The organism is Gemmatimonadota bacterium (assembly GCA_039715185.1).
Lineage (GTDB): Bacteria > Gemmatimonadota > Gemmatimonadetes > Longimicrobiales > RSA9 > DATHRK01.
Genome location: JBDLIA010000001.1, coordinates 37982 through 60451 on the forward strand (window position 1 = coordinate 37982; position 22470 = coordinate 60451).

Sequence of the window (22470 nt, forward strand, 5' to 3'; positions counted from 1 at the left end):
TGGGTGCCATGCCCCGCCGGCTCATGGAGGCGGTCCCGAACCTCAGCGAAGGCAGGGACTTGTCGGTGGTGGAGGCTGCGGTGGAGGCGGTGCTGGACGCCGGGGCGGAGGTCCTCGACTGGTCGGCCGACGCGGATCACAATCGTTCGGTCCTGACGCTGCTCGGGGCGCCCGATACGCTCGCGACGGCGGCCCTCGCGTTGGCCGGGGTCGCCGTCGAGCGGATCGACCTCAAGCGACACGAGGGAGTCCACCCGCGGGTGGGGGCGCTCGACGTACTGCCTTTCGTCCCGATCCTGGGCGCCACCATGGACGACGCCCGTCGCCTCGCGTGGCGGGTGGGGGAAGCGCTGGCTCGGGAGTTCGCACTCCCGGTCTACTATTACGCGGAGGCTTCGCGGCCCCCGGGGCGGCGGCTCGCGGAGCTGCGGCGCGGTGGCTTCGAGGCGCTCGCGGCGGGCTGGCCGGCGGGTCGCGTCCCGGATGTCGCGCCAGCCGTAACGGGGCGCGCGGGTGCGCATCCGAGCGCCGGGGTTGTGTGCGTGGGTGCGCGCCCGCTTCTGCTGGCGTGGAACGTGGAGTTGCGGGGCGTCGGGCTCCCCGAGGCCGCCGCCGTCGCGGGTTCTATCCGCGAGAGCGGGGGCGGCTTCACCGGGGTCCGGGCGCTCGCATTCGCCCTGAAGAAAGGCGACGCAGTACAGTTGTCGATGAACATTGAGGATCTCGAGGCTACGGACCCGATGGACGTCTACCGCCGGGTCGAGGAATTGGTCGCCGGGGCGGGCGGCGAGGTGGGTCCCGCCGAGGTGATCGGGATGCTGCCGGATCGCTTGCTGCTGGGAGCGGCGGCCGAGCGACTGGGACTTGGAGACGTAGAGCCGGGGCGCGCGCTTTCGGCGCGCGTGCTGCAGGGGCTCGCACGACGCTGGGTGGCTGGGGAACCCTCGCACTGAGGTAGGGATGAGTTCCACGATCAAGCTGAAGGACGAGGCCAGGAGCTTCGAACAGCAAGAGGACTGGGGCCGGGCCATCGAGCTCTATCGGCGCGCGCTCGAGCAGGAGGCGGGAGACGCCGAGCTCGGCCTGTACAATCGCATCGGTGATCTCTACCTGCGGCTCGGCGAGCCGGCCTCCGCGGTCGAGTACTACGTCAACGCCGCGGACAAGTACGCCGAGGCGGGTTTTTTGAACAACGCCATAGCGCTCTGCAACAAGGCGCTTCGCTACGAGCCGGAACGGATCCCGCTCTACGAGAAGCTCGGCCGGCTCTGTGCCGAGCAAGGCTTTTTGACGGACGCGCGCCGGTGGATCCTGGAGTACGCGGAGCGCCTGGTCGGGGCGGGCCAGATGGACCAGTCGCTGGCCGCGCTGCAGGAGTTCGCCGAGCTGTCGCAGGACGCCGACGTGTGGGCGCAACTGGGGCGGCAGTACGCCGCGCTGGAGCGTTCGCAAGAGGCGCTGGGCGCGTTCGGGCAGGCCGCCCGTGGCTACCTGGACACGGGACAGCCGGACCTGGCGGAGGAGGTGGCCGAAACGGCTCGCGAGTTGAATCCGGCGTTCGAGCCGGCTGCTGCACCCGTCCCGGGTGAGCAGGAGGAATGGGCGGCCGACCCGTCTTCGCTGGACCCGGAGGCTCTGGCGCGGCCGTACGAGGCCGACCTCGCACAGGACACGTCCGAGGTGGAGGAGTCGGTCCCGGAGGAATCGGACGGACCGGCCGTCGCCGACCTGGCGCTGGAGTCGAGCGGCCCCGAGGCGGAGGACGTGGCGGCAGGCCTGGAGGCCTCGCCGCTGGAGACCATGGAGGAGCACGGTGCCGGCGACTTTGCCGCGCCGTCCCACGACGCTCCCGGTGAGCCGCTCGAGACTACGTACGAGCCTGCCGTCGCCGAGCCTGTCGACGTCGAGGAGGCCGGCCCGCTCCCGCTCCTGGGGGACGAGCCGCCCATGGCGATGCCCGAGTGGACCGACGTGGCCGTGGGCGGGGTCGCCGACGAGGATGCGCCCGCGGCCTCGGATGAGGTCGACGCCTATACTGTGCCGATAGTCGCTGACGCCGAAGATGCGGTGGAGCCCGAGGCCTACGAGGCGCCCGACGCTCGCGACGACATGGGCTTCAGCACCCCCATCATCGTCGACGACCTGCCCGACCCGGCCGACGCCGTGCTGGAACGGGCAACGGCGTCCGACGATGATTACGCGGCCGAGGCGGACAGCGATCCGTTGGCCGGCCTGCCCACGCTTACGGACGAGCCGGAGGACGCCGCAGACACCGTACCCGAAGAGTTCCTGGCTCCTAGAACCCCCGAAGACAGGGCCCGCGGCCTGATCGAAGAGGGCCGCGAGGACGACGCTCTCGACATCCTGGAGCACGCCGCGGGCGCGGCTGAGGAGCGGGACGCCACGCGCGAGGCGCTGCGGCTGGCGGAGTTCATGGTGGAGCTCGCCCCACGTAGCGTGCGCGCCCTGCGACTGCGCGCCGAAGCCGCCCAGCGGGCGAACGATCGAGATCGGCTGATCCCGGCCTACATGGCGCTCGCGGACCGCCTGCACGAGACGGGTGACCCCGAAGCGGCGCGCGGCTACTACGAGCTCGTGGTCGATCTGGATCCGGGTCACGCCGAGGCGCGCGGCGCTCTGGCGCCGGACGGCGCTGCGCAGGGAGGCGACTACGTCGACCTCGCGGAGCTCGTGGGAGGGGACGCCGAGGACACCACGCGATTCGTCGTCGAGGAAGAAGCGCCGTCCGGAGACGAGGACCAGGACTTCCACGAGATGCTCTCGCAGTTCCGGTCCAAGGTCACCGAGCACGTCGCGGTGGAGGATACCGCGAGCCATTACGACCTGGGCATCGCGTTCAAGGAGATGGGGCTTCTGGACGAGGCCATAGCCGAATTCCAGACCGCGCTGCGCTTCGGGACGGTGCGGCTCAAGGTGTACGAAGAACTGGGCCAGTGCTTCATGGAGAAGGGGGATTTCACGATCGCTGAGAAACTCCTGCGTCAGGGGACGGCCGAGCCGGCCTCGGACCCCACCGAGCTGCTCGGCGTGAACTACCACCTGGGCCGCTGTTACGAGGAGTTGGGGAGGCCAGGTGACGCGCGCGATGCGTACGAGCGAGTGCTGTCACTCGACATCGACTTCGAGGACGTATCCGAAAGGCTGGCGCGGCTTTGACAGCCCCGGGCACCGCGCGTAACTTGGCCGCCCTTTCCGATCCCCAACGGAGAAGCTCGGAACCGATGCTGAGGACCGTCCCGTCGGGGCTGGCCGCGATTCAGGACCCCGTCCGGGAAGTCCTCGAAAGCGTCGTGCGGGAGATGCGGCGCATCGCGGTGTCGGACTACCGGCCTCTGTCCGAGGTCGGGGACTACATCCTGCTGAAGCGGGGCAAGCTCTTCAGACCGACGCTCGTTCTGCTCGCGAGTCAGGCCGAGGGCGGAGATCTGGCCGACGCCCGCACGGTCGCAGCGCTGGTCGAACTCGTCCACCTCGCCACGCTGGTTCACGACGACGCCGTCGACCATTCCGTCATGCGTCGGGGCATGCCGACGGTCAACGCGCTCTGGAATCATCGGACGGCGATCATCATGGGCGACTTCCTGTACAGCCGTTCGGTGAGCGAACTGTCCGATCTGGGCGACATGGAGCGGATCGGGGTGCTCGCGAGGGCCGCGAACCGCATGAGCGTTGGCGAGCTACGGGCGCTGCACTCGGCGGACGCGCTGGACCTGTCCGAAGAAGCCTACTACCGGTTGATCGCGGCCAAGACGGCCTCGTTGATCGCGGCCTCTTGCGAACTGGGTTCGCTGTGCGGTGGCGGCGCGAACCGGGAAACGCTGAGGCGGTTCGGCCACGACCTGGGCATGGCTTTCCAGATCGTGGACGACGTGATCGACTATACCGCCACGGAGAGGGCCACCGGCAAGCCCAGCGGCCACGACCTCCGGGAGCACAAGGTCACCCTCCCGCTGATCGAAGCGTTGCCGGAGATGTCCGACGCCGAGCGGAACACGATCGAGGGCTTCTTCGCCGATCCCGAGCCCACCGATGACGGGATCGAAGAGGTCATTTCACTGGTGACCGCCAGGGGCGGCGTCGATCGAGCGAAGAGGCGCGCCGAGGAATACGGTCGCAGGGCCAGCGCCTCGCTGGCCGACGTGCCGCCCGGAGCGCCGGCGGAGGCGCTCGGCCTGGCCGTGTCCTACGTCGTCGGCAGGCGTTCCTGACGTGGCCGGCCTGGGAATCGGCGGATCGGCGATCGCGCCGCGGCGCATGGCGGGCCGACGCGCGTTCTGGGTGATCGTGGCAGGGCTGGTGGTGGGGGCGTTGCTCACCCGCGTCGTTGTGCTGTTCATGCCCGAAAGCGCCACCCGGACGTTGCTGACGACGTCCGCCTCGGCGTCTCTCGGGCCCCTCGGGGTGGACGTCGGGGCGATCGCGCTGGTGCTCGGCCCCTTGACGTTGAACGTCAACCTTCTGAGCCTTGTAGGTGTACTGGGAGCGGCCCTGGTGGCGCGTTCCTGGCTTTACTGACGGAGGACCATCATGCCATTCGGTCTCGGCCCTACCGAGCTGATCGTCATTCTGCTGATCGTACTGCTCGTGTTCGGGGCCAAGCGATTGCCGGAAATCGGAGCGTCTCTCGGCAAGGGCATTCGGGAGTTCAAGAGTTCCGTTTCCGAGATTCAGGCGGACGTGGCGAAAGCCACGGAGCCCGAGCGTAGGGAGGTTCAGCCCAATCAGGTGCGACCCTCGGTCGCGCCCCCGGCGGCTTCGGAGCCGGTCCGTCCCGCCGAGCCGCAGGCCGCGGAGCCGACGAGTCCCGAGGCCGACGCTTAGTCAGCTTCGGTCCGACAGGTAGGACGAGGGGCCCGGTGGCACGATGCCGCCGGGCCCCTCTTCCATCGGTCCGGAGCAGCACCGCCGGGCCATCGTGCTCGCGACGAACTCTAGTGTGCAACGGTACACTAGCTTCCGAACAGACCGCCCTGGATCCCCTGATCCGTGTCGGCGGGGCGTAGGACCGCCTCCCGATTGTCCACGATTCTGGCCTCATCGCGCAGGTCGTTGAGGTAGGCGGTTACGATCCCTTGCCGGCGAATCTGTGACGCCCGGGCCCGCTGGAGATCCTTCTGGGACTCCCACTGGGCTCGATCGGCCTCCGTGCGCGCAACGAGCCGGACCAGCGCGAGCCGGCCGTCGGTCTCGAAGGGACCGCCTATCGCCCCTTCCTGGAGTCCGAAGGCGCCGCCGATGGCCTGCGTGGCCTGCCCCAGGCCCGACACGAAGTCGAGGCGGGTGAAGGGACCCGCGCTCGCTATCTGGTAGTCGTCATCCGCCAGAACCTGGAGGCTGCCAGCGTCGCGCGCCCGCTGGACCAGCTGCGCGGCGTCCGCCATAGCGAGCTCCAGCCTCTGCGCGGCGGCCAGTTGGGTCCTGATGCGGTCGGCGACATCGTCCAGCGGCCTGACGCCATCCTCGCGCTCGTCCAATATCTCGACCATGTAGAAGATGCCGTCGTTCTCGAACACGGGGCTGACCGGGATCTCGTCGCTCTCCGGATCCACGAACACCCAGTCTGCTGCCTCGTCCAACGGCCCGTACCCCGGTGCGGTGGGGCGATCGGCGGCGATTACCACCGTGCGCGCGGACAGCCCCAGGCGCGCGGCGGCCGAGTCGAGCGGCATGTTTTCCCCCAACTCCTCCAGTGAATCGGCCACGATGAGGAGCTGATCCTCCGCATCCGGGCCGAGCTCGATGGGGACGAGGATGTGCCGCGCGCTGGCCTCGTCGCCGTCGCGCTCGGTGACCTCGATCACGTGGTAGCCGAAGCGGGAAAGGATGGGCTCGCCGACCTCTCCCACCGGCTGTGCGAAGACGGCCTCGTCGAACGCGGGTGCCATGTCTCCACGGTTGAACGAACCGAGGCTTCCGCCCGCCTGCGCGGACACGACATCCGAAGACTCGCGCGTGGCTACCTCCCCGAAGTCGGCGCCGTCCACGATCTCCTGGCGCGCCGCCTGGGCGCGCGCCAACGCCGCGGCCGTGTCCGCGGCCGCAGGCGTCTTGTCCACCGACGCTATGCGCAACTCGGCCGACGCCGCCTCCCGAAAGTCCTCGCGGTGCTCGCGGTAGTATTCGGCTACGTCGTCCTCCGTCACGTTGATGCGGTCGCCGGTCACGAGTCGCCCGGGCTCGACCAGGACGTATTCGATCTGTACCGCCTCGTTCCTGTCGCGGTAGTCCGTCCACAGCTCGCCGTCGGAGAGGAAAACCCCCGTGGAAAGTTGCTGCAGGAGCTTGGACTGAGGAATCCGGTCTCGGTAGTAGGCCTCGAGCTGGGCGAGCAGCCGGGGGTCCACGGCCGGAGAGGACAGGTAGTCGTGATACTTGGTCAGGTCGAAGCGCCCGTCGGTTTGGAAGAGCGCGTTCGTACGGAAATCGGGCGGCGGCGCGAACCTGGCCGCCTGCCGGACCTCATCGGCGCTGACGTCGATGTCTCGGCGCTGCAACTCCTGCCTGATGAGCACCTGCGAGATGAGCTGCTCCCACGTCTCGTCTTCGATCTCGCGCGCCTGCGCCGAAGTGAGAGGCCGCGCCTGAGCCTGCTGGCGGCGGTCGTACAGAAGCTGATACGTCGGGATCCACACCTCGTAGGAGATCGGGTCGCCGTTGACCTTTCCCATCTCGCCGCCGCCCAGACCGGCCGCGGTTTGCCCGCTGGCGTCCATGCCCCACTCGAACACCATCAGTGCCACGAACGCGAGGGCCGTGACGACCATGATCCACTTGGTCCACTCGCGCATCTTGTTCATCACCATCGGAAACTTCCCTGCAGAAAGGTGCGACAGGCGACACCCCATTGAGGGGGCGACGCCACAAATTGTAAATCGGTTCACAGCAACGTTCAAGCCGTAGCGCGTTGTGCGTTGACATGCCGTCGAGGCGCCGTCTATCTTGGGCGGTCGCTCCCCCCCCGCCTCGTCCACGGGCCGAGGCACGCCGCCGACAGGCCGGGGCGCCGCGGTCCGCCGGGCCCGGACGGAGACGCGGCATCGGGCCGAAACGGTCCGACCAGGTCAGAAGCGCCGCGAGAGCTGCGCTCCGTACCGCTACCGTAGTCTACGATTCTGCGAGAGGCATGGCCGCAGCGAAAAACGACGAGATCGCGCGACTGGAGGCGTTGTACGCGGCGAACCCGCGTGGTCGCGTCTTTACCCACCTCGCTGAAGCCCACCGCAAGAAGGGCGATCCCGAGCGCGCGCGTGAGATTCTTCGCTCGGGCATGCGCGACCACCCCGATTACCCCAGTGCCCATGTAGTGCTCGGCAGGGTGCTGGAGGATGTGGGAGACGAGACCGGCGCGCGAGACGCCTTCCAGCGGGTCATCGAACTCGACCCCCACAACATGATCGCGCTGCGCAGACTCGCCGAGTCGGCTGACCGGGATGGGCGCGCGGATGAGGCGTTGCCGCATTGGGTGGCCTTGCAGGCGCTGGACCCCGGCGACGAACAAGCGGCCGCCAGAGTCGCGGCGCTCTCCGAACAGCCGGACGAGGTGGAGCACGAGCCGACGCCGGCGGAGGTGGACGAAGGACCCATCGACGACCTGGTCGCGTTCGACGGCTGGGGCGATCCGGAAGCCGCGCGAGAAGAGCCGCTGGCGGAATCAGTCCTGGACGCGCCCGGCGAGGGGCTCTCGCTGGTCGATCTGGACGAGGCCGACCTGAGCCTTACCGTCGACGATTCGACGCTGGAGGCGCCGACGCTCGATCCGGAACCGATAAGCGCCGCCTGGCCCGACCTCGCGGACCCTGACGCCGCGGGCGGCGAGGGACAGGAACTGAGTGGCGTCGAGACGGAGACGCTGGCCGATCTCTACGCCGCCCAGGGACTCCACGCCAGGGCCGCCGCTGTCTACCGCCGGCTGCTCGAACGCTCGCCGATGGACGCCAGGCTGCAGGCCAAGCTGTACGAGGCGGAGGCGAGGGTCGTGGGCGGCGCCTCGGAGCCGGTGCGTCCCGAGTGGGGCGAGATCCACAGGCAGACCGCTGCGCCGGACGTGGAGTTGGCGGCGGGCCCGCAGGAGGTCGAGGCCGTGTCGGCCGAGGACGCAGAGGTCGACGTCGGCGCAGAGTTCGAGGTCGGCGTTGCCGAGTCCGAGGCGGCCACCGACCGGGTCGAACTGGAGACCCCCGAAGACGCCCCGGACGACAGGCTTGACGAACCGACGTTCGCCGATCCTCACGCGTACGGGCTGGACGAGGAGACCGAGCTGGGGGCCGCCTGGGTCGAGCCGGGCGCCTTGGGCGACGAGGACGCGCCCAGCGCGGAGCCGGACCCGGTCGACGGCATCGCTGTGGACGCCACGGCCGACGAAGGCGGAGAGCCCGGCGCCCTCTGGACCGGGGAGGACTTCGGCGGCACGGCGTTCGAAGTCGACGGGAACGGCCCCGATCTGGCCGCGGAGGTCGCTGGCGGCGTGGACGAGACGCCACAGGCGGCGGAGGCCGAGGGTGGCGAGCCGGAGGAGCCTGGCGAAGACGCACCGCTGGAGGAAGCAGCGCTGTCCGCGGCGCTGGCGGGTGCGCTCGGGACGGAGGAGGTCAGGATCCGCGACGAGCTGCGCGGCCTGATAGCGTGGTCGAAGCCCGCGCAGGGTGCGCCGGAGGCAGACGCGCCCGCGCCAGTAGCGGAGGCCGAGCGCGCGCCGGCTGTGGAGGAGGTGCGGCCACCGCCGGCCGACGCCTCGGCGGCGCGCGGACCCGCTACCCTGGCGCCGGTCGACCTGGATGCGGAGCCGTGGGCGGACAGCCCGTCCTCCCTCGACATCGCCGGCGGGGACTCGATCCTGGAATTGGGGGAGGCGGACCTGGTGCGATCTTCCGGCCCGGCGGACACGGGCTCGCCGCAAGAGGAGGACGGCGAGATCGGCGAGATAGCGCGCTCGCTGCTGGACGCCTCGGTCGAACCGACGGCCGACGAGGCAGCCGAAAGCGCCGGATCGGAAGACGACGAAGAGGTGGAGGTTTTCCGATCCTGGCTGCGGAGTCTCAAGAAGTGAAGATTGGCGTGCTTCACGGCCCGAATCTCAACCTCCTGGGAACGCGCGAGCCGACCTTGTACGGGACGGTGACGTTGGCCGAGATCGACGAGAGGGTCGCGCGCCTCGGCGGCGACCTGGGCGTCGAGGTTCTCGCGTTCCAGTCGAATCACGAGGGCGAGTTGCTGGACTGGGTGCACGGCGCGGGACCCGAGAGCGCGGGCTTCGTGGTGAACGCCGGCGCCTACACACACACGAGCGTAGCGCTGCTGGACGCCCTGAGGGGCGTTGGCCGGCCGTTCGTGGAGGTACACCTGACGAATACTCTGGCGCGCGCAGAAGTACGCCGACATTCCGTTCTGGCCGAACACGCGGTGGGCGTGATCGCCGGATTCGGCGCGCGCAGCTACGAGCTTGGTCTCCGCGCGCTGATCGACTACCTGCGCGAATCGACGTCCGGCCCAGCGGGGCCGATGCCGGGGGGAGGATGAGCATGCTGGATCTCGAGTTCCTGCGCGGCCTCATCGAGGCCGTGGACGAGAGCGGCATAGATTCGATCGAGATAACGCGGGCCGGCACGAGGATCCGCATTGGCAAGACGCCGCCGCCGGCGGCGGTGCCTGCGGCGCAGCACATCGCGGTCGCGGCACCGGCCGCGGAACCGACACCCGCGGCCTCCGAAGCCACGAACGGGGATGGGGCGTCCGATCCCGGTTGGGTCGAGGTGCACTCGCCCATGGTGGGCACCTTCTACCGCGCGCCGGCCCCCGAGGCACCGCCATACGTCGACGTCGGCACCCGAGTCTCCAAGGGTCAGACACTCTGTATCCTGGAGGCGATGAAGCTGATGAACGAAATGGAGGCCGAGCTGGACGGAGTGGTGAAGGAGATCCTCGTCCAGAACGGAGACCCGGTCGAATACGGCCAGGCGCTCTTCCGGATCGAAGCTGCGTGATCACCGGCGGTCATTGAGGCGCCGGCACCAATGTTCTCAAAAGTCCTGATCGCCAACCGCGGAGAAATCGCCCTGCGGATCATTCGGGCGTGCCGCGAGTTGGGCTTACGCACGGTAGCCGTCTACAGCGAGGCCGACCGCGAGTCGCTCCACGTCCGGTTCGCGGACGAAGACGTGTGCGTCGGGCCGGCGTCGGCGAGAGAGAGCTACCTCAACGTTCCGCGGATCATCGCCGCCGCGGAGGTGACGGGAGCGGAGGCGATCCACCCCGGCTACGGCTTCCTCGCCGAAAACGCGGAGTTCGCCGAGATCTGCGATCGGTCCGACATCACCTTCATCGGACCGCGCGCCGAACACATTCGGGCCATGGGGGACAAGGCCGCGGCCCGCCGAGCCATGGCCGCAGCGGGGGTCCCGACCGTGCCCGGCACCGAGGACACGATCGAAGACGCCGCTGAGGCCCTCGAGGTGGCTCGCGAGATCGGTTTCCCGGTGATCGTCAAGGCGGCCGCGGGGGGCGGAGGGAAGGGCATGCGCGTGGTGGAGGACGAGGCGTCCTTCGCCGGGCAGCTGCAGATGGCCCGGGCCGAGGCGGAAGCCTCCTTCAACGACAGCTCGGTGTACGTCGAGAAATACCTGAGCCGGCCGCGGCACATCGAGTTCCAACTGATTGGCGACAGCCACGGGCGCGTGCTGCACCTGGGCGAGCGCGAGTGCTCCATCCAGCGGCGTCACCAGAAGCTGATAGAGGAATCGCCCAGCGTGGCGCTGACGCCCGAACTGCGCGAGCGCATGGGGAGCGCGGCCGTCGCCGGTGCGCGGGCCATCGGCTACGTGTCGGCCGGGACCATGGAGTTCCTCCTGACCGACTCGGGAGAGTTCTACTTCATGGAAATGAACACGCGCATCCAGGTCGAGCACCCGGTGACCGAGATGGTCACGGGGTACGACCTGATCAAGGAGATGATCCGCGTTGCGGCCGGCGAGCAGTTGACCATGGAGGATAAGTCCATCGAGCTGCGCGGCCACGCCATCGAATGCCGCATCAACGCGGAGGACCCGGCGCGCAACTTCGCTCCCAGCCCGGGCGTGATCGAGGCCATGCATCCGCCCGGCGGAATGGGCGTGCGGTTGGACACCCACGCGTACGGCGGCTACCTGGTGCCGCCGCACTACGACTCGCTGATCGCGAAGGTCATCGTGCACGGGGAGGACCGGGCTGAAGCCATCGCGCGGATGCGCTTCGCGCTGGAATCCTTCATTATCCAGGGGATCGACACGACGATACCGTTTCTGGGTGAGCTCATGCGGCACCCGGACTTCGTGGCGGGCGACTTCGATACGAAGTGGCTGGAGCGGCTGATGGCGTCGTCGGGCGCCGCCGGCGGGCCGGCGGCAGGGTAGGGAGGCGGGGAGGCACCTCATGCTCGACAGCGAACAGAGGCTCGAACTGGCGGGGCTCGCGCTCTTCGCGCTGACCCTCGTCCTCCTGCTGGCCCTCGTCCCCGCGAGTGCTCTGGGACTGGCACCCGATGCCAATCTCATGGGAGCCTTCGGGGGCCTGCTCGCGCGCGCGGCGCGCGGGTCGCTGGGCGCGGGCGCGTACCTGCTGCCGATCGGCGCGGCGATCGGCGGAGCGTACGGGTTCGGCTGGCTGGATCGCGAATCCGCGATCCGCTACGGCGCCCTCGCGGGCGGGCTGGCGTTGCTGCTTCCCATGGCCCAGGGCCTGGGAGCGTTCGCGTCGGGCGCCCGACCTGTCGTCGCGGCCGCCGCCCCCGGCGGATACGTGGGCGCGGCGGCCGCGGCGGCGCTGGTGGCGATCCTGGGTGTCTTCGGTGCGGGCGTGGCGCTGCTGTTCCTGGCCCTCGCGCTGTTCGTGGCGACCCTGGGCTGGAACCCGGCCCGGCCGCTGGCCAGGGGCACCCTCAGCGCGGCCGCGCGGTCCGCGGCGGCCCTGCGGTCTGGAGCGGAGCGCCTGCGCGCCCGCTGGGCGGCGCGCCGCGAGCGACCGGAGCCGTCACCGTGGGCCGCGATCGAGGCGGGCGAGGGGGATCTGGATCCCCATCTGGACCCCGAACCGATCCTCGTGCTCGATCCCGAGCCCACCGCCCCCGCGAATGCGTCCAAAGCTCGCCCGGCGAAGGCGTCGTCGTCGACCGGCCAGGTGGAGCCGAGTCCTCCGCTGGACCTCCTCACCCCTCAACCGCCGCGTGACGAGTCGCTGAGTGAGTCGGAGCTCGACCGCCTCGGTCAGATCCTCGTGGATACGCTGCAGACCTTTCGCGTGGAAGGGCGGATATCCGGGCGGACCACGGGGCCCGTCGTCACGCAATACGAGGTAGTGCCGGCGCCGGGCGTGAAGGTGGCGCGCATCGCCAACCTGGACGCCGACCTCGCGCTGGCCCTGCGGGCGCCAAGCGTGCGTATAGTGGCGCCCATTCCGGGCAAGGGCGCCGTGGGCGTGGAGGTCCCCAACCCGGTGCCCGAGGTGGTCTACCTCCGTGACATCCTTCGATCCAAGCCCTTTTCGCGCGGCCGTGGCGCTCTGCCGCTGGCTCTCGGCAGGGACCTGGAGGGCACCCCGTACGTGGCCGATCTGGCGCGCATGCCGCACCTGCTGATCGCGGGCGCGACCGGATCGGGCAAGTCGGTGTGCGTGAACACGCTGATCACCAGCCTGGTGTACCGGCACGGGCCCGAGAGCCTGCGGCTGCTGCTGATCGACCCGAAGATGGTCGAGCTGAGCATGTACGCGGAGCTGCCGCACCTGCGGCATCCGGTCGTTACCGACCCCAAGGACGCGGCCTTCGTGCTCAAGTGGGCCGTGTACGAGATGGAGCGTCGCTACCAACTGCTGTCCGAGAACGGGGCCCGGTCGATAGCGGAATTCAACCGTCGCCTCGAAGGCGGGCAGACGCTCAGGCGGGTCGAGCCCGACGGGCCCGAGGGCGATCCGGACCGCTGGTTCTACGAGGACGGTCCGTTGCCCTACGTGGTGGTCGTGGTCGACGAGCTGGCGGACCTCATGATGTCGGTACAGAACGAGATCGAGCGGCCGCTCGCGCAGCTCGCGCAGAAGGCGCGCGCGATCGGCATCCACCTGGTGGTCGCCACCCAGCGTCCGAGCGTGAACGTCATCACCGGACTGATCAAGGCCAACTTTCCTTGCAGGATCGCCTTCCGGGTGAGCTCCAAGGTGGATTCGCGCACGATCATCGATCAGAACGGCGCCGACGCCTTGCTCGGGAACGGCGACATGCTGTTTCTGCCGCCGGGCCATGCCGATCCGGTACGCATTCAGGGTGCTTACATGCCCACCGAGGACACGGATCGACTGGTGAGTTGGTATCGCGAGCGGGCGCACGAGGTGCCCCCGGAGGCCAAGGAAGAGGACATTCTGGAGGTCGTCCGCGCGCGCGAGGTGGAAGCCGCCGCGGAGGAGCTGTCGGAGGCGCGCATGGAGGAGCGCGATCCCCTGTTCCGAGCCGCGGCCGAGGTCTGCGCCCAGTACGAGCAGGGCTCCACCTCACTTCTGCAGCGCCGGCTCCGCGTGGGATACGGCCGCGCCGCGCGCATCGTGGACCAGCTCCACGCCGCGGGCGTGCTGGGTCCGCCGGACGGTTCGAAGCCGCGGGAGGTGTTGGTGGGTCTGGACGCTATCGACCGCATCTGCAAGGAAGCCCAGGGCGGAGCGCCGGTCGAGCCGAAGCTCGAAGCCTGAAGCGCGCGTCCGCGCGCGGAACGCGGTTCCGGGCAACGTGTACGATCGCCCCGATCGCCCGGTACTTGGCCGCGCGGCCTTCCACCTCCCGACATCGATGAACCGGATCCTCCCCATCCTGGCGTTCGTGGCTCTGCTCGCGTGCGGCCGGACCGACCCAGACGCCTCCGCGGCCGCTGAAGACGTGCGCGGGGCGACGGCGGCGACGCCCGATCCGGATTCTGTTCAGGCGCCGGCCGATCCCGCCGCGGTTGGGGAAGGCGAAACGCCGGGCGGATCGATCCCGGCTGCCGAGGCCGATTCCGCAGCGCCCGCGACCACGCCCCAAGACACCTCGCGAACCGAGGTTCAACCCGATCCGCAGCCGGCGACGGGCCAGGCAGGCGACCCGCACGTGGTGCTGGACAGAGCCAGCGAGGCCTACGAGGCGCTCACGGCGGTGCGAGCGGATTTCCGCCAGGAGGCTCGCAACCCGATCCTCGGTCGGATCATCCGCAGCCGAGGCACCATCTACCAGCGGCAGCCCGACCTGTTTCTGATGCGGTTCGACGACCCCGCGGGGGACGTGATCGTGAGCGACGGAGCGCACCTGTGGGTGTTCTACCCCAGCGTCGATTCGCTCCAGGTGCTGCGCCTGCCCTCGGCCGGAGGCGCGGGAGCGACCGACCTGCGCAGTCAGTTCATAGGCGACCCCGCGGAGAGGTTCGATGCTACGCTCGAGGGGAGCGAAGTCGTCGCGGGAAGGGAAGCCGACATACTGCGGCTGGAGCCCCACGCAGGGGCCGCCACCTACCGGTCGTTACGGGCCTGGATCGACCGGGAAGACGGGCTGGCTCGCCGCTTCGAGATCACCGAGACCAACGGACTCAAGCGGCACTTCGAGCTGTCCGATCTGCGCGTGAATCCGTCGCTGCCGGATTCCTTGTTCCGATTCACGCCGCCCGAGGGCGTGCGGATCGTGGACCGGGGCTGACGTCGTGGCGGCCGGGGCGGGGGCTGAAGCGAGGGGCGCGGCCGGACGACGTCCGTCGCTACCGGTCATGGCCGGCGACCGAGTCCCCGCGGCCGCGCGGGTGCGCGGGCGGGAAGGAGGCGCGAACGCTAGGCTCGACGCGCCGGTGGTCGGCGTCGTCACGCTGGGCTGCGACAAGAACACGGTCGACAGCGAGCGACTGATGGGCACGCTGGCGGGTGCCGGCGCACGGGTCAGGGCCGGGTCGGAGGGGGCGGACGTGTTGATCGTCAATACGTGCGGGTTCATAGATGCCGCGCGTGAGGAGTCGGTCGACACGATCCTGGAGGCGGTGCGGCTCAAGGAGGAAGGCCACGTCGGCGCGGTGGTGGCGCTGGGCTGCATGGTGCAGCGCTACGGCGCCGAGCTGAAGTCCGAGATACCGGAGGTAGACCTCTTCCTCGGGCTGACCGAACTGGGCGACCTCGTCCCCCAATTGCGCGGCAGGGGGCTACTGCCCGAAGCGCCGGCCGTGCCGACCATGGAGCGGCCGCTGCGCGCCCTGGCCGCGCCGGCGACCCACACCGCCCACCTGAAGATCAGCGAGGGCTGTGACCACGCGTGTGCGTTCTGCGCGATCCCCATGATGCGGGGGCGCCATCGGTCGACGCCGATGTCCCTCCTGTTGGCGGAAGCGCGGGAGCTCGAGGCGCGCGGCGTCGTCGAGTTGTCCATCGTGAGCCAGGACACCACCTGGTACGGCCGCGACTGGGTGCGCGCCGCGGCAGGAGCGGAACGCGGGCCGCGCCCCGCTGGCACTGCGGCCGCAGGTGCCGCCTCCGGGGACGGGATCTCGCCGCTGTACGTGGGCAGATCGTTCGCCGGCATGGCGGGTTCCCACGCCGCCCCGACGCCCGCTTCGGCGGCGCTCCCCATGGACCTGCCCGAGGGGCCGCTGCCCCGGCACGGCCTGCTTCCGCACCTGCTAGAGCGACTCGTTGCCGAGACGTCTATTCCCTGGCTGCGGCTGTTCTACATGTACCCGTCGGGAATCACCCCGGAGCTGGTGGAGCTCATCGCCGGGTCGCGGCGTATCCTGCCGTATCTGGACATGCCTCTGCAGCACGCGTCCGACCGCATGCTGGCGCTGATGCGTCGACCCGAGCGCCGCGAGGTGATCCGGGAGCGGGTCGGTTGGCTGCGCGACGCGATCGACGACCTTTCCTTGCGCACTACCGTGATCCTCGGGTTCCCGGGCGAGACGGACCAGGACGTGGATCGGCTCGTCGAGCTGCTCGAAGAGATCCGCTTTGATTACCTGGGGGCCTTCGCGTACTCGGCGGAGGAGGGCACTCCCGCCGCGAGCATGCCCGGCCGCGTGCCGGACGCCCAGGTGCGCGAGCGCATGGAGCGGGTTCTGGACGTGCAGCGTGGCATCACCCACGAGCGTAACCTCGAGCGGGTGGGCGCGGCGCGCACGGTGCTCATCGACGAGGCCGCCGATGCCGCTACCGGAACTCACGCCATCGGCCGACTGGCCGCGCAGGCGCCGGAGGTCGATGGGGTGGTCTACGTCGGGGGCGAGACCGCCGCCCGGCCCGGCGACTTTGTGAGCGTCCGCGTGACCGGCGCGGACGAACACGATCTCTCGGCGGAGCCAGCATGAAACCCGACCACGCGTCGAGCGCGGACCTGTTCGAGCGAGCGGTGCGAAGAATCCCCGGCGGCGTGAACTCGCCGGTGCGGGCGTTTCGCAGCGTGGGCGGCGAGCCGTTTTTCGTCGCCGCGGGTGAGGGGTCGGTGCTGCGAGACGTGGAAGGGCGCGAGTACATCGACTACGTGCAGAGCTGGGGGGCCCTGATCCTCGGGCACGCCGCGCCCGAGGTGGTCGACGCGGTGCGCGAGGCGGCCGCCAGGGGCACGAGCTTCGGCGCGCCCTGCCCGGCCGAGGTGGAGTTGGCCGAGCTGGTCACCGAGCTCGTGCCCTCCGTCGACAAGATCCGGTTCACCAGCAGCGGAACCGAGGCTACGATGTCCGCGCTCCGGTTGGCCCGAGGAGTCACCGGTCGAGACGTGGTGCTCAAGTTCGCGGGGTGCTACCACGGCCACGGCGACTCCTTTCTCGTGCAGGCGGGTAGCGGCGTCGCGACGCTCGGCCTGCCCGACTCGCCGGGTGTGCCCGCCGCGTTGGCGGAGCTGACGCTCACCGTTCCCTTCAACGACCTGGAGGCAGTACGCCGCGCCTTCGGGGACTTCGGTGGTCGCATAGCCTGCGTCATCGTCGAGCCCGTGGTGGGCAACGCCGGTTTCGTTCCGCCCGTGGACGGATTCCTTCCGGGCCTGAGGGAGGCGTGCTCCGATCACGAGGCCCTGCTCATCTTCGACGAGGTGATGACCGGGTTCCGCGTCGCGCTGGGCGGCGCCCAGGAGCGCTTCGGCGTGCGGCCGGATCTCACCACGCTGGGGAAGGTCGTGGGTGGAGGCCTTCCCGTCGGGGCTTTCGGCGGCTCGGCGGAGCTCATGGACCAGGTCGCGCCGGTGGGGCCCGTCTACCAGGCCGGCACGTTGTCGGGCAACCCGCTCGCGATGGCCGCGGGCCTGGCGCAGCTGCGCGCGCTCGTCAGGGACCGCCTGCACGCCGACCTGGAGTCTCGGGGCCGACGTCTGGTCGCGGGCCTGGTGGAGGCCGCTGCGCGGGCCGGGCTCCCCGCGTGGGGTGGGGCGCTGGGCGGCATGTGGGGGGTCCACCTGACCGACGGACCGGTGCGCGACTTCGAGGCGGCCGGGGCGGTGGACCGGGCGCTGTTCGGACGCTTCTTCCACGCCTGTCTCCGGCGCGGGATCTTCTTCGCGCCCTCACCGTTCGAGGCCGGATTCCTGGGCCGCGCGCACACCGATGAGCAGATCGACGTCACGCTCGAGGTGGCGCGCGAGGCCTTCGCCGAGGCCGCAGCGTGAGGGCGCTAGTGTACCGTTGCAGAAGTCCCGCAGGCATTCGGCGCGCGCTGCATCCCGCGGATGCGGCGTTGGAGCTCCTTGCCGTAGCGACGGCTACGGCGCGTCGTTCCGCCTTGCCCCGCGTGCGCAATCACGCGCCTCGGTGCACACGGGACTTCCGCGCCGGCACACTAGTGTACCGTTGCACACTAGGTGCGGTCGCGGTCGCGCTGCTGGCCTCGGCGTGCTCGCCGGCGGGGCCGCGAGCGCAGCGCGGAGAGCCGACGGTCGCGGCCCCCGGAGCGAGGGCGCCCATCGACGTGGGAGCGGACGTCGACGCGGCCGGGCCCCAGGTCGCCGTGGGCCTCAAGGCGGGCGCCGCTGAGGTGACCATCGCCAGCGGCGGCCCGATGCTTCTGGGTGAACCGAGCGGGTCCGGGTCCGACCGGCGCGCCACCGGGCCGTGCGTCGCGACCGCCGAAGGTGGCGCGGTGAGCGTGCGCTGCGCCGACGGGCTGCGGCTCCGGTCGCGGGGTGAGGCGGTGCGTCTGCGGCCGGGTTCCGGGGGCGTTCTGCGCGTGGACGATAGGCCGTACGACGGGGACCTCCTGGTCCGGGTTGGGGCCGACGGGCTCACGGTCGTCAACACGCTGGCGCTCGAGACCTATTTGCTGGGCGTCGTGCCGCACGAAATCGGCGCCCGGCCCGTCGAGGAGATCGAGGCGGTGAAGGCCCAGGCCGTCGCCGCGAGAACGTACGCCATCGCCCACCGCGGCAGGCGCAGGAGCCTCGGATTCGACTACTGGGCCAACTCCAACGATCAGGTGTACCGAGGCTTGGAGGGGCAGGACCCGGTGGCTGCCCGGGCGGTGCGGGAGACGCGCGGCGAGATCGTCGAGTACGAAGGCGAGGCGATCCTCGCCTTCTATCACTCTACGTGCGGTGGCAGGACCGCCGCGATCGACCAGGTCTGGCGCCGCGGTCCGCTTCCATACCTGCGCTCCGTGTCGGATCTTCGCGAGGATGGAACCGCCTGGTGCGAGAGCTCGAACCGCTTCCGCTGGAGCCAGCGCTGGAATTGGAGCGAGTTGGGGGAGATCCTGGAGGAAACCGTCGGCTGGGCTCCGGGGACCGTGCTCCGCGAGATGCGCATCCGCGGCCGCACTCGATCCGGGCGTGTCGCAGAGCTCCAGATAGCCGGAGACGCGGGGACCACGTCGGTGTACGGGGATTCGGTGCGTTGGGCGCTGCGTCCGGAGGCGGGCCGGATTCTCAACAGCTCCCTCATTTTCGACGTGGAAACGGGCGCAGGCGAGAGCGGCGAGCGCTACCTGGAGGTGCACGGGGGTGGCTGGGGCCACGGGATCGGGATGTGTCAGGTGGGCGCGATGGCGCGAGCGCGTTTCGGGCAGGGTTACGAGAGGATCCTGGGGACCTACTACCCGGGTACGGACATCAAGCGGATCTACTGAGGAGAAGGGGATCATGGTGGCAAGGGGGAGAGTGGCGCGGACGACGGGACGCTCGCTGGCCATGGTGGCTGCGCTGGCGTTGGCGAGCGCGGGCTCGGCCGGGGCTCAAGGACTGGCCGAGTACGACTACGAGAACCTCAGCTTCCGCGGCATCGGTGTGCACGGCGGATACAACTGGGCCGACAAGGTGGAGGGCACCAACAGCTTCGGCTTCCGGGTCGATCTCGGCTATCTCGGACCCGGGGTGCGCATCGTGCCGACGCTCAACTACTGGAGCTCGGACCTGGAACGGAGCGAGCTGGAGGAGCTGGCGGCGCAGATCAGCGCGTTGCCGAGCATCAGCGATGAAGGGGTGGTCGTCACCGCCGACGATCTGGGCGGGATCGAGTGGAGCGACCTCGCGTTCGGACTGGACGCCCAGTACGTGTGGACCACGCCGTGGCCGCTACTGACGTACCTGGGTGTGGGGGTCGGACTGCACTCCCTCAACGGCAAGGGATCGGCGATCGACGGGACCTTCGTAGAGGATCTGCTCGACTCGTTCGCGGCAGGCGTGTCGCCCGTCGCGGGCGTCGAGTACATGCTGCAGGAGCGCCTCCGCGTCTACGGGGAAGCGCGCTGGAACCTGCTCAGCGATCTGAATTTCGGGGGCTTCGCGGTGGGCGCGCAGTTCATGTTCCGCGGTCGGGATCCGACCGTCGTGGGGAGTGCCCCGGCGCCGCCGGCACCCCGTCGGGCGCGATGAGCGGCAAGTTCCGCGTCGGAATCCTGGGCACTGGGGGGATCTCTCAGGTCGTTCACCTGCCCACGCTGACCCGCATGCGCGGGGTCGAGGTATCGTGCGTGGCGGACCGCGATGCCGCCAAGGCCGGCACGCTCGCCGAACGCTTCGGCGTGCCGGAGGCGCACGCCTCGGACGAGGATCTGCTGGGCGATGCGGGGCTGGACGCCGTGGTCGTGGCGACCCCCAGCCACCTGCACGAGGACCACGCGATCGCCGCGCTACGTGCCGGCAAGCACGTTCTCGTCGAGAAGCCCATCGCGCTCAGCGCAGAAGGGGCGAAGCGGGTCCTGGAGGCGGCGGAAGAGGCCGGCAAGGTCCTGATGGTAGCATTGAACAACCGGTATCGGCCGGACGCCAGGGCGCTCAGGCCGTTCATAAAGGGTGGCGAGCTCGGAGAGGTGTTCCACGTCCGCGTGGGTTCTCTCAAGCGCAAGACCCGGGCGGCGCGGCCCACCTGGCGCCACGATCCCGAGTCGGCGGGGGGCGGCGCGCTCATGGATCTGGGGGTACAAGCGCTGGATCTCGCCCTCTGGCTGCTCGGCTACCCGGGCGTCGAGCGGGTCGTGGCGCACGCGCACCGGCCGTCGGGCTCGACGGTCGAAGACGCGGCCTCCGCGCTCATGCGCTGCCAGGGAGGCGCGGCCATTTCGTTGAACGTGACGTGGAGCTTGTTCGAAGGGCGAGACCGACAGTACCTGGACGCGCTCGGCACCCAGGGTTCGGCTTCGCTGACCCCGCTTTCCGTGCACAAGGAAGTCGAGCAGGGCGTGCTGGACGTCACTCCGCACGTGGCGCCGGGCCGCACCAACCTGTATACGAGTTCGTACCGCGAGATGCTCGCCGACTTCGTGCTGACCGCGAACGAGGATCGGGCGTACGTGGCACCGAGCGAGCAGATCGAGTTGATGGAGGTCATGGCCAGCGCGTATCGCTCCATCGAGCAGGGGGCGGAAGTCGTGCGCTGATTCGCTCGCGCCCGGTCGGCCGGCGGTTGTCGGCTTTCGTCACCTCGATTATTTTCTTCCGGCTTCGAGCCTAGTGGACTGTAACGGATGATGGCTCGAGTGCTAGGTACTCATCTGTTACAGTCCATTGGTGATATGCGACGAACGCCCCGTACGGGGGGCGCAACAGGAGTGGAGGGGCCATGAAGCAGGGTATCCACCCGGAATACAAGGCGACGCGCGTGCACTGTGCGTGCGGCAACTCGTTCGTTACGCGCAGCACGACGGACGATATCCACGTGGAGATCTGCTCCGTGTGCCACCCGTTTTTCACCGGCAAGCAGAAGCTCGTGGACACCGCCGGGCGCGTCGAACGCTTCCGGCAGAAGTGGGGCGGAGGAAAGGCGGAGGCCACCCCCGCCGAGGAGCCGGAGTCCCCGGAGCCCTCGGAAACCCCGCAACAGGCCGGCGACGAGGCCTGAAGCGAGCGAGCTTGGAGCCGGGGAGACCCGGCTCTTTTTGCTTGCCCGAGACCCAACTGCTCCGAGTTGACTCCCGGCGAATACGGCTTGCCCGACGACCTTGCCCGCGCGAACGAGCTCATCGCCCGACACGAGGCGCTGACCGCCCGCCTTGCCGACCCGGAGGTCCTGGGGGACCCCGCGATCCTGCGCGAGGTGGCGCGGGAGCACGCGGAGCTCTCCGACGCCGCCGCCGTGGCTCGGGAGCTGCGCGACGCGCTCGGCGAGCTGGATCAGGCTCGGACTCTCCTCGACAGCGAGGACGAAGAGTTGGCCGCCATGGCCGCGACCGAAGTGGCCGAGCTGGAGGCGCGGGCCGCGGCCTCGGCCGAAACTCTGCGGCGGCACCTGACGCCGCCCGATCCGCTGGCGAACCGCGCGGCGGTCGTGGAGATTCGAGCGGGTACGGGGGGCGACGAGGCGGGCCTGTTCGCCGGCGACTTATACCGCATGTACCTCCGCTACGCGGAGATGCGGAAGTGGACGATCGAGCTGATCAACGCCTCGGAGGGCGAGGTCGGTGGGTTCAAGGAGGTGGCCTTCCTGGTGCGTGGACGGGACGCTTACGGGAGCCTGCGTCACGAGTCGGGCGTGCACCGGGTTCAGCGAGTCCCCGCGACGGAGAGCCAGGGGCGCATCCACACGTCGGCCGCGACCGTGGCGGTTCTGCCCGAAGCGGAGGAAGTAGATATCGAGGTGCGGGACGAGGACCTGCGCATCGACGTGTTTCGCTCTTCGGGGCCGGGAGGGCAGTCGGTCAACACGACCGACTCCGCCGTGCGCATTACCCACGTGCCTACCGGCGTCGTGGTCACCTGCCAGGACGAGAAGTCACAGCACAAGAACAAGGCCAAGGCCATGAAGGTGCTGCGCAGCCGGTTGCTCGACGCCAAGATCTCCGAGCAGGAGGCAGAGCGCTCCCGCGAGCGCAGGACGCAGGTCGGCACGGGCGACCGATCCGCCAAGATCAGGACCTACAACTTCCCTCAGGGACGGGTCACGGACCACCGCATCAACCTGACGCTGTACAGGCTGTCGGAGATTCTCGACGGTGATCTGGGTGGCCTGGTCGACGCGCTGAAGGAAGCGCGCGAGGCGGAGCAACTGGAAGCCGCCGGTTGATCGCGCGAGGGGT

General features: G+C 69.7%; 18 protein-coding genes and 1 pseudogene. 18 read left to right on the forward strand and 1 reads right to left on the reverse strand.

Annotation, left to right across the window (positions count from 1 at the left end; genetic code table 11):
* Positions 1–8 precede the first annotated feature (8 nt).
* The 5 genes from ABFS34_00175 (at position 9) to tatA (ending at position 4842) form a co-directional block, all read left to right on the forward strand.
* Positions 9–953, forward strand: a complete 945-nt coding sequence (locus tag ABFS34_00175; GenBank protein ID MEN8373843.1) for a glutamate formiminotransferase — start codon at positions 9–11, stop codon at positions 951–953.
* Between the two features lie 7 nt (positions 954–960).
* Positions 961–3177: a tetratricopeptide repeat protein gene (locus ABFS34_00180; protein ID MEN8373844.1), complete on the forward strand. Its 2217-nt coding sequence runs from the start codon at positions 961–963 to the stop codon at positions 3175–3177.
* A gap of 65 nt (positions 3178–3242) precedes the next feature.
* Positions 3243–4229, forward strand: coding sequence for a polyprenyl synthetase family protein (locus tag ABFS34_00185; protein MEN8373845.1), 987 nt, complete (start codon positions 3243–3245; stop codon positions 4227–4229).
* 1 nt (position 4230) lies between these two features.
* A complete protein-coding gene (locus tag ABFS34_00190; protein MEN8373846.1) occupies positions 4231–4536 on the forward strand; it encodes a hypothetical protein in 306 nt (101 codons plus the stop codon).
* Between the two features lie 12 nt (positions 4537–4548).
* On the forward strand, positions 4549–4842 hold the full coding sequence (gene tatA / locus ABFS34_00195; protein ID MEN8373847.1) for a twin-arginine translocase TatA/TatE family subunit: 294 nt from the start codon (positions 4549–4551) through the stop codon (positions 4840–4842).
* 128 nt (positions 4843–4970) lie between these two features.
* Here the strand turns inward: tatA and ABFS34_00200 are convergent, their stop codons facing one another.
* A complete protein-coding gene (locus tag ABFS34_00200; protein MEN8373848.1) occupies positions 4971–6824 on the reverse strand; it encodes a peptidylprolyl isomerase in 1854 nt (617 codons plus the stop codon).
* 320 nt (positions 6825–7144) lie between these two features.
* On the opposite strand from ABFS34_00200, the gene ABFS34_00205 reads away from it, so the two are divergent.
* The 13 genes and pseudogenes from ABFS34_00205 (at position 7145) to prfA (ending at position 22457) form a co-directional block, all read left to right on the forward strand.
* Entirely contained in the window at positions 7145–9067 is a 1923-nt protein-coding gene (locus ABFS34_00205) for a tetratricopeptide repeat protein (protein MEN8373849.1), read from the forward strand.
* Positions 9064–9537 carry a type II 3-dehydroquinate dehydratase gene (gene aroQ, locus ABFS34_00210; protein ID MEN8373850.1) on the forward strand — a complete coding sequence of 158 codons (474 nt, stop codon included), beginning with the start codon at positions 9064–9066 and terminating at the stop codon, positions 9535–9537. The genes ABFS34_00205 and aroQ overlap by 4 nt, the downstream gene beginning before the upstream one ends.
* 5 nt (positions 9538–9542) lie before the next feature.
* Entirely contained in the window at positions 9543–10001 is a 459-nt protein-coding gene (accB, locus tag ABFS34_00215; GenBank protein ID MEN8373851.1) for an acetyl-CoA carboxylase biotin carboxyl carrier protein, read from the forward strand.
* Between the two features lie 30 nt (positions 10002–10031).
* Positions 10032–11405, forward strand: a complete 1374-nt coding sequence (gene accC, locus ABFS34_00220; protein ID MEN8373852.1) for an acetyl-CoA carboxylase biotin carboxylase subunit — start codon at positions 10032–10034, stop codon at positions 11403–11405.
* A 19-nt stretch (positions 11406–11424) separates the two neighbouring features.
* Positions 11425–13725, forward strand: coding sequence for a DNA translocase FtsK (locus tag ABFS34_00225; GenBank protein ID MEN8373853.1), 2301 nt, complete (start codon positions 11425–11427; stop codon positions 13723–13725).
* A 97-nt stretch (positions 13726–13822) separates the two neighbouring features.
* On the forward strand, positions 13823–14698 hold the full coding sequence (locus tag ABFS34_00230; protein ID MEN8373854.1) for an outer membrane lipoprotein carrier protein LolA: 876 nt from the start codon (positions 13823–13825) through the stop codon (positions 14696–14698).
* A 67-nt stretch (positions 14699–14765) separates the two neighbouring features.
* Positions 14766–16343: a radical SAM protein gene (locus ABFS34_00235; protein MEN8373855.1), complete on the forward strand. Its 1578-nt coding sequence runs from the start codon at positions 14766–14768 to the stop codon at positions 16341–16343.
* Positions 16340–17635: a glutamate-1-semialdehyde 2,1-aminomutase gene (gene hemL / locus ABFS34_00240; GenBank protein ID MEN8373856.1), complete on the forward strand. Its 1296-nt coding sequence runs from the start codon at positions 16340–16342 to the stop codon at positions 17633–17635. Before ABFS34_00235 ends, hemL begins: the two co-directional genes overlap by 4 nt.
* Before the next feature lie 173 nt (positions 17636–17808).
* On the forward strand, positions 17809–19086 hold the full coding sequence (locus tag ABFS34_00245) for a SpoIID/LytB domain-containing protein (GenBank protein ID MEN8373857.1): 1278 nt from the start codon (positions 17809–17811) through the stop codon (positions 19084–19086).
* Between the two features lie 13 nt (positions 19087–19099).
* Positions 19100–19831: an outer membrane beta-barrel protein gene (locus tag ABFS34_00250; protein ID MEN8373858.1), complete on the forward strand. Its 732-nt coding sequence runs from the start codon at positions 19100–19102 to the stop codon at positions 19829–19831.
* Entirely contained in the window at positions 19828–20835 is a 1008-nt protein-coding gene (locus ABFS34_00255) for a Gfo/Idh/MocA family oxidoreductase (protein MEN8373859.1), read from the forward strand. The genes ABFS34_00250 and ABFS34_00255 overlap by 4 nt, the downstream gene beginning before the upstream one ends.
* A gap of 182 nt (positions 20836–21017) precedes the next feature.
* A pseudogene (rpmE, locus tag ABFS34_00260) lies at positions 21018–21209 on the forward strand (50S ribosomal protein L31).
* A gap of 174 nt (positions 21210–21383) precedes the next feature.
* Entirely contained in the window at positions 21384–22457 is a 1074-nt protein-coding gene (gene prfA / locus ABFS34_00265) for a peptide chain release factor 1 (GenBank protein ID MEN8373860.1), read from the forward strand.
* Positions 22458–22470 lie beyond the last annotated feature (13 nt).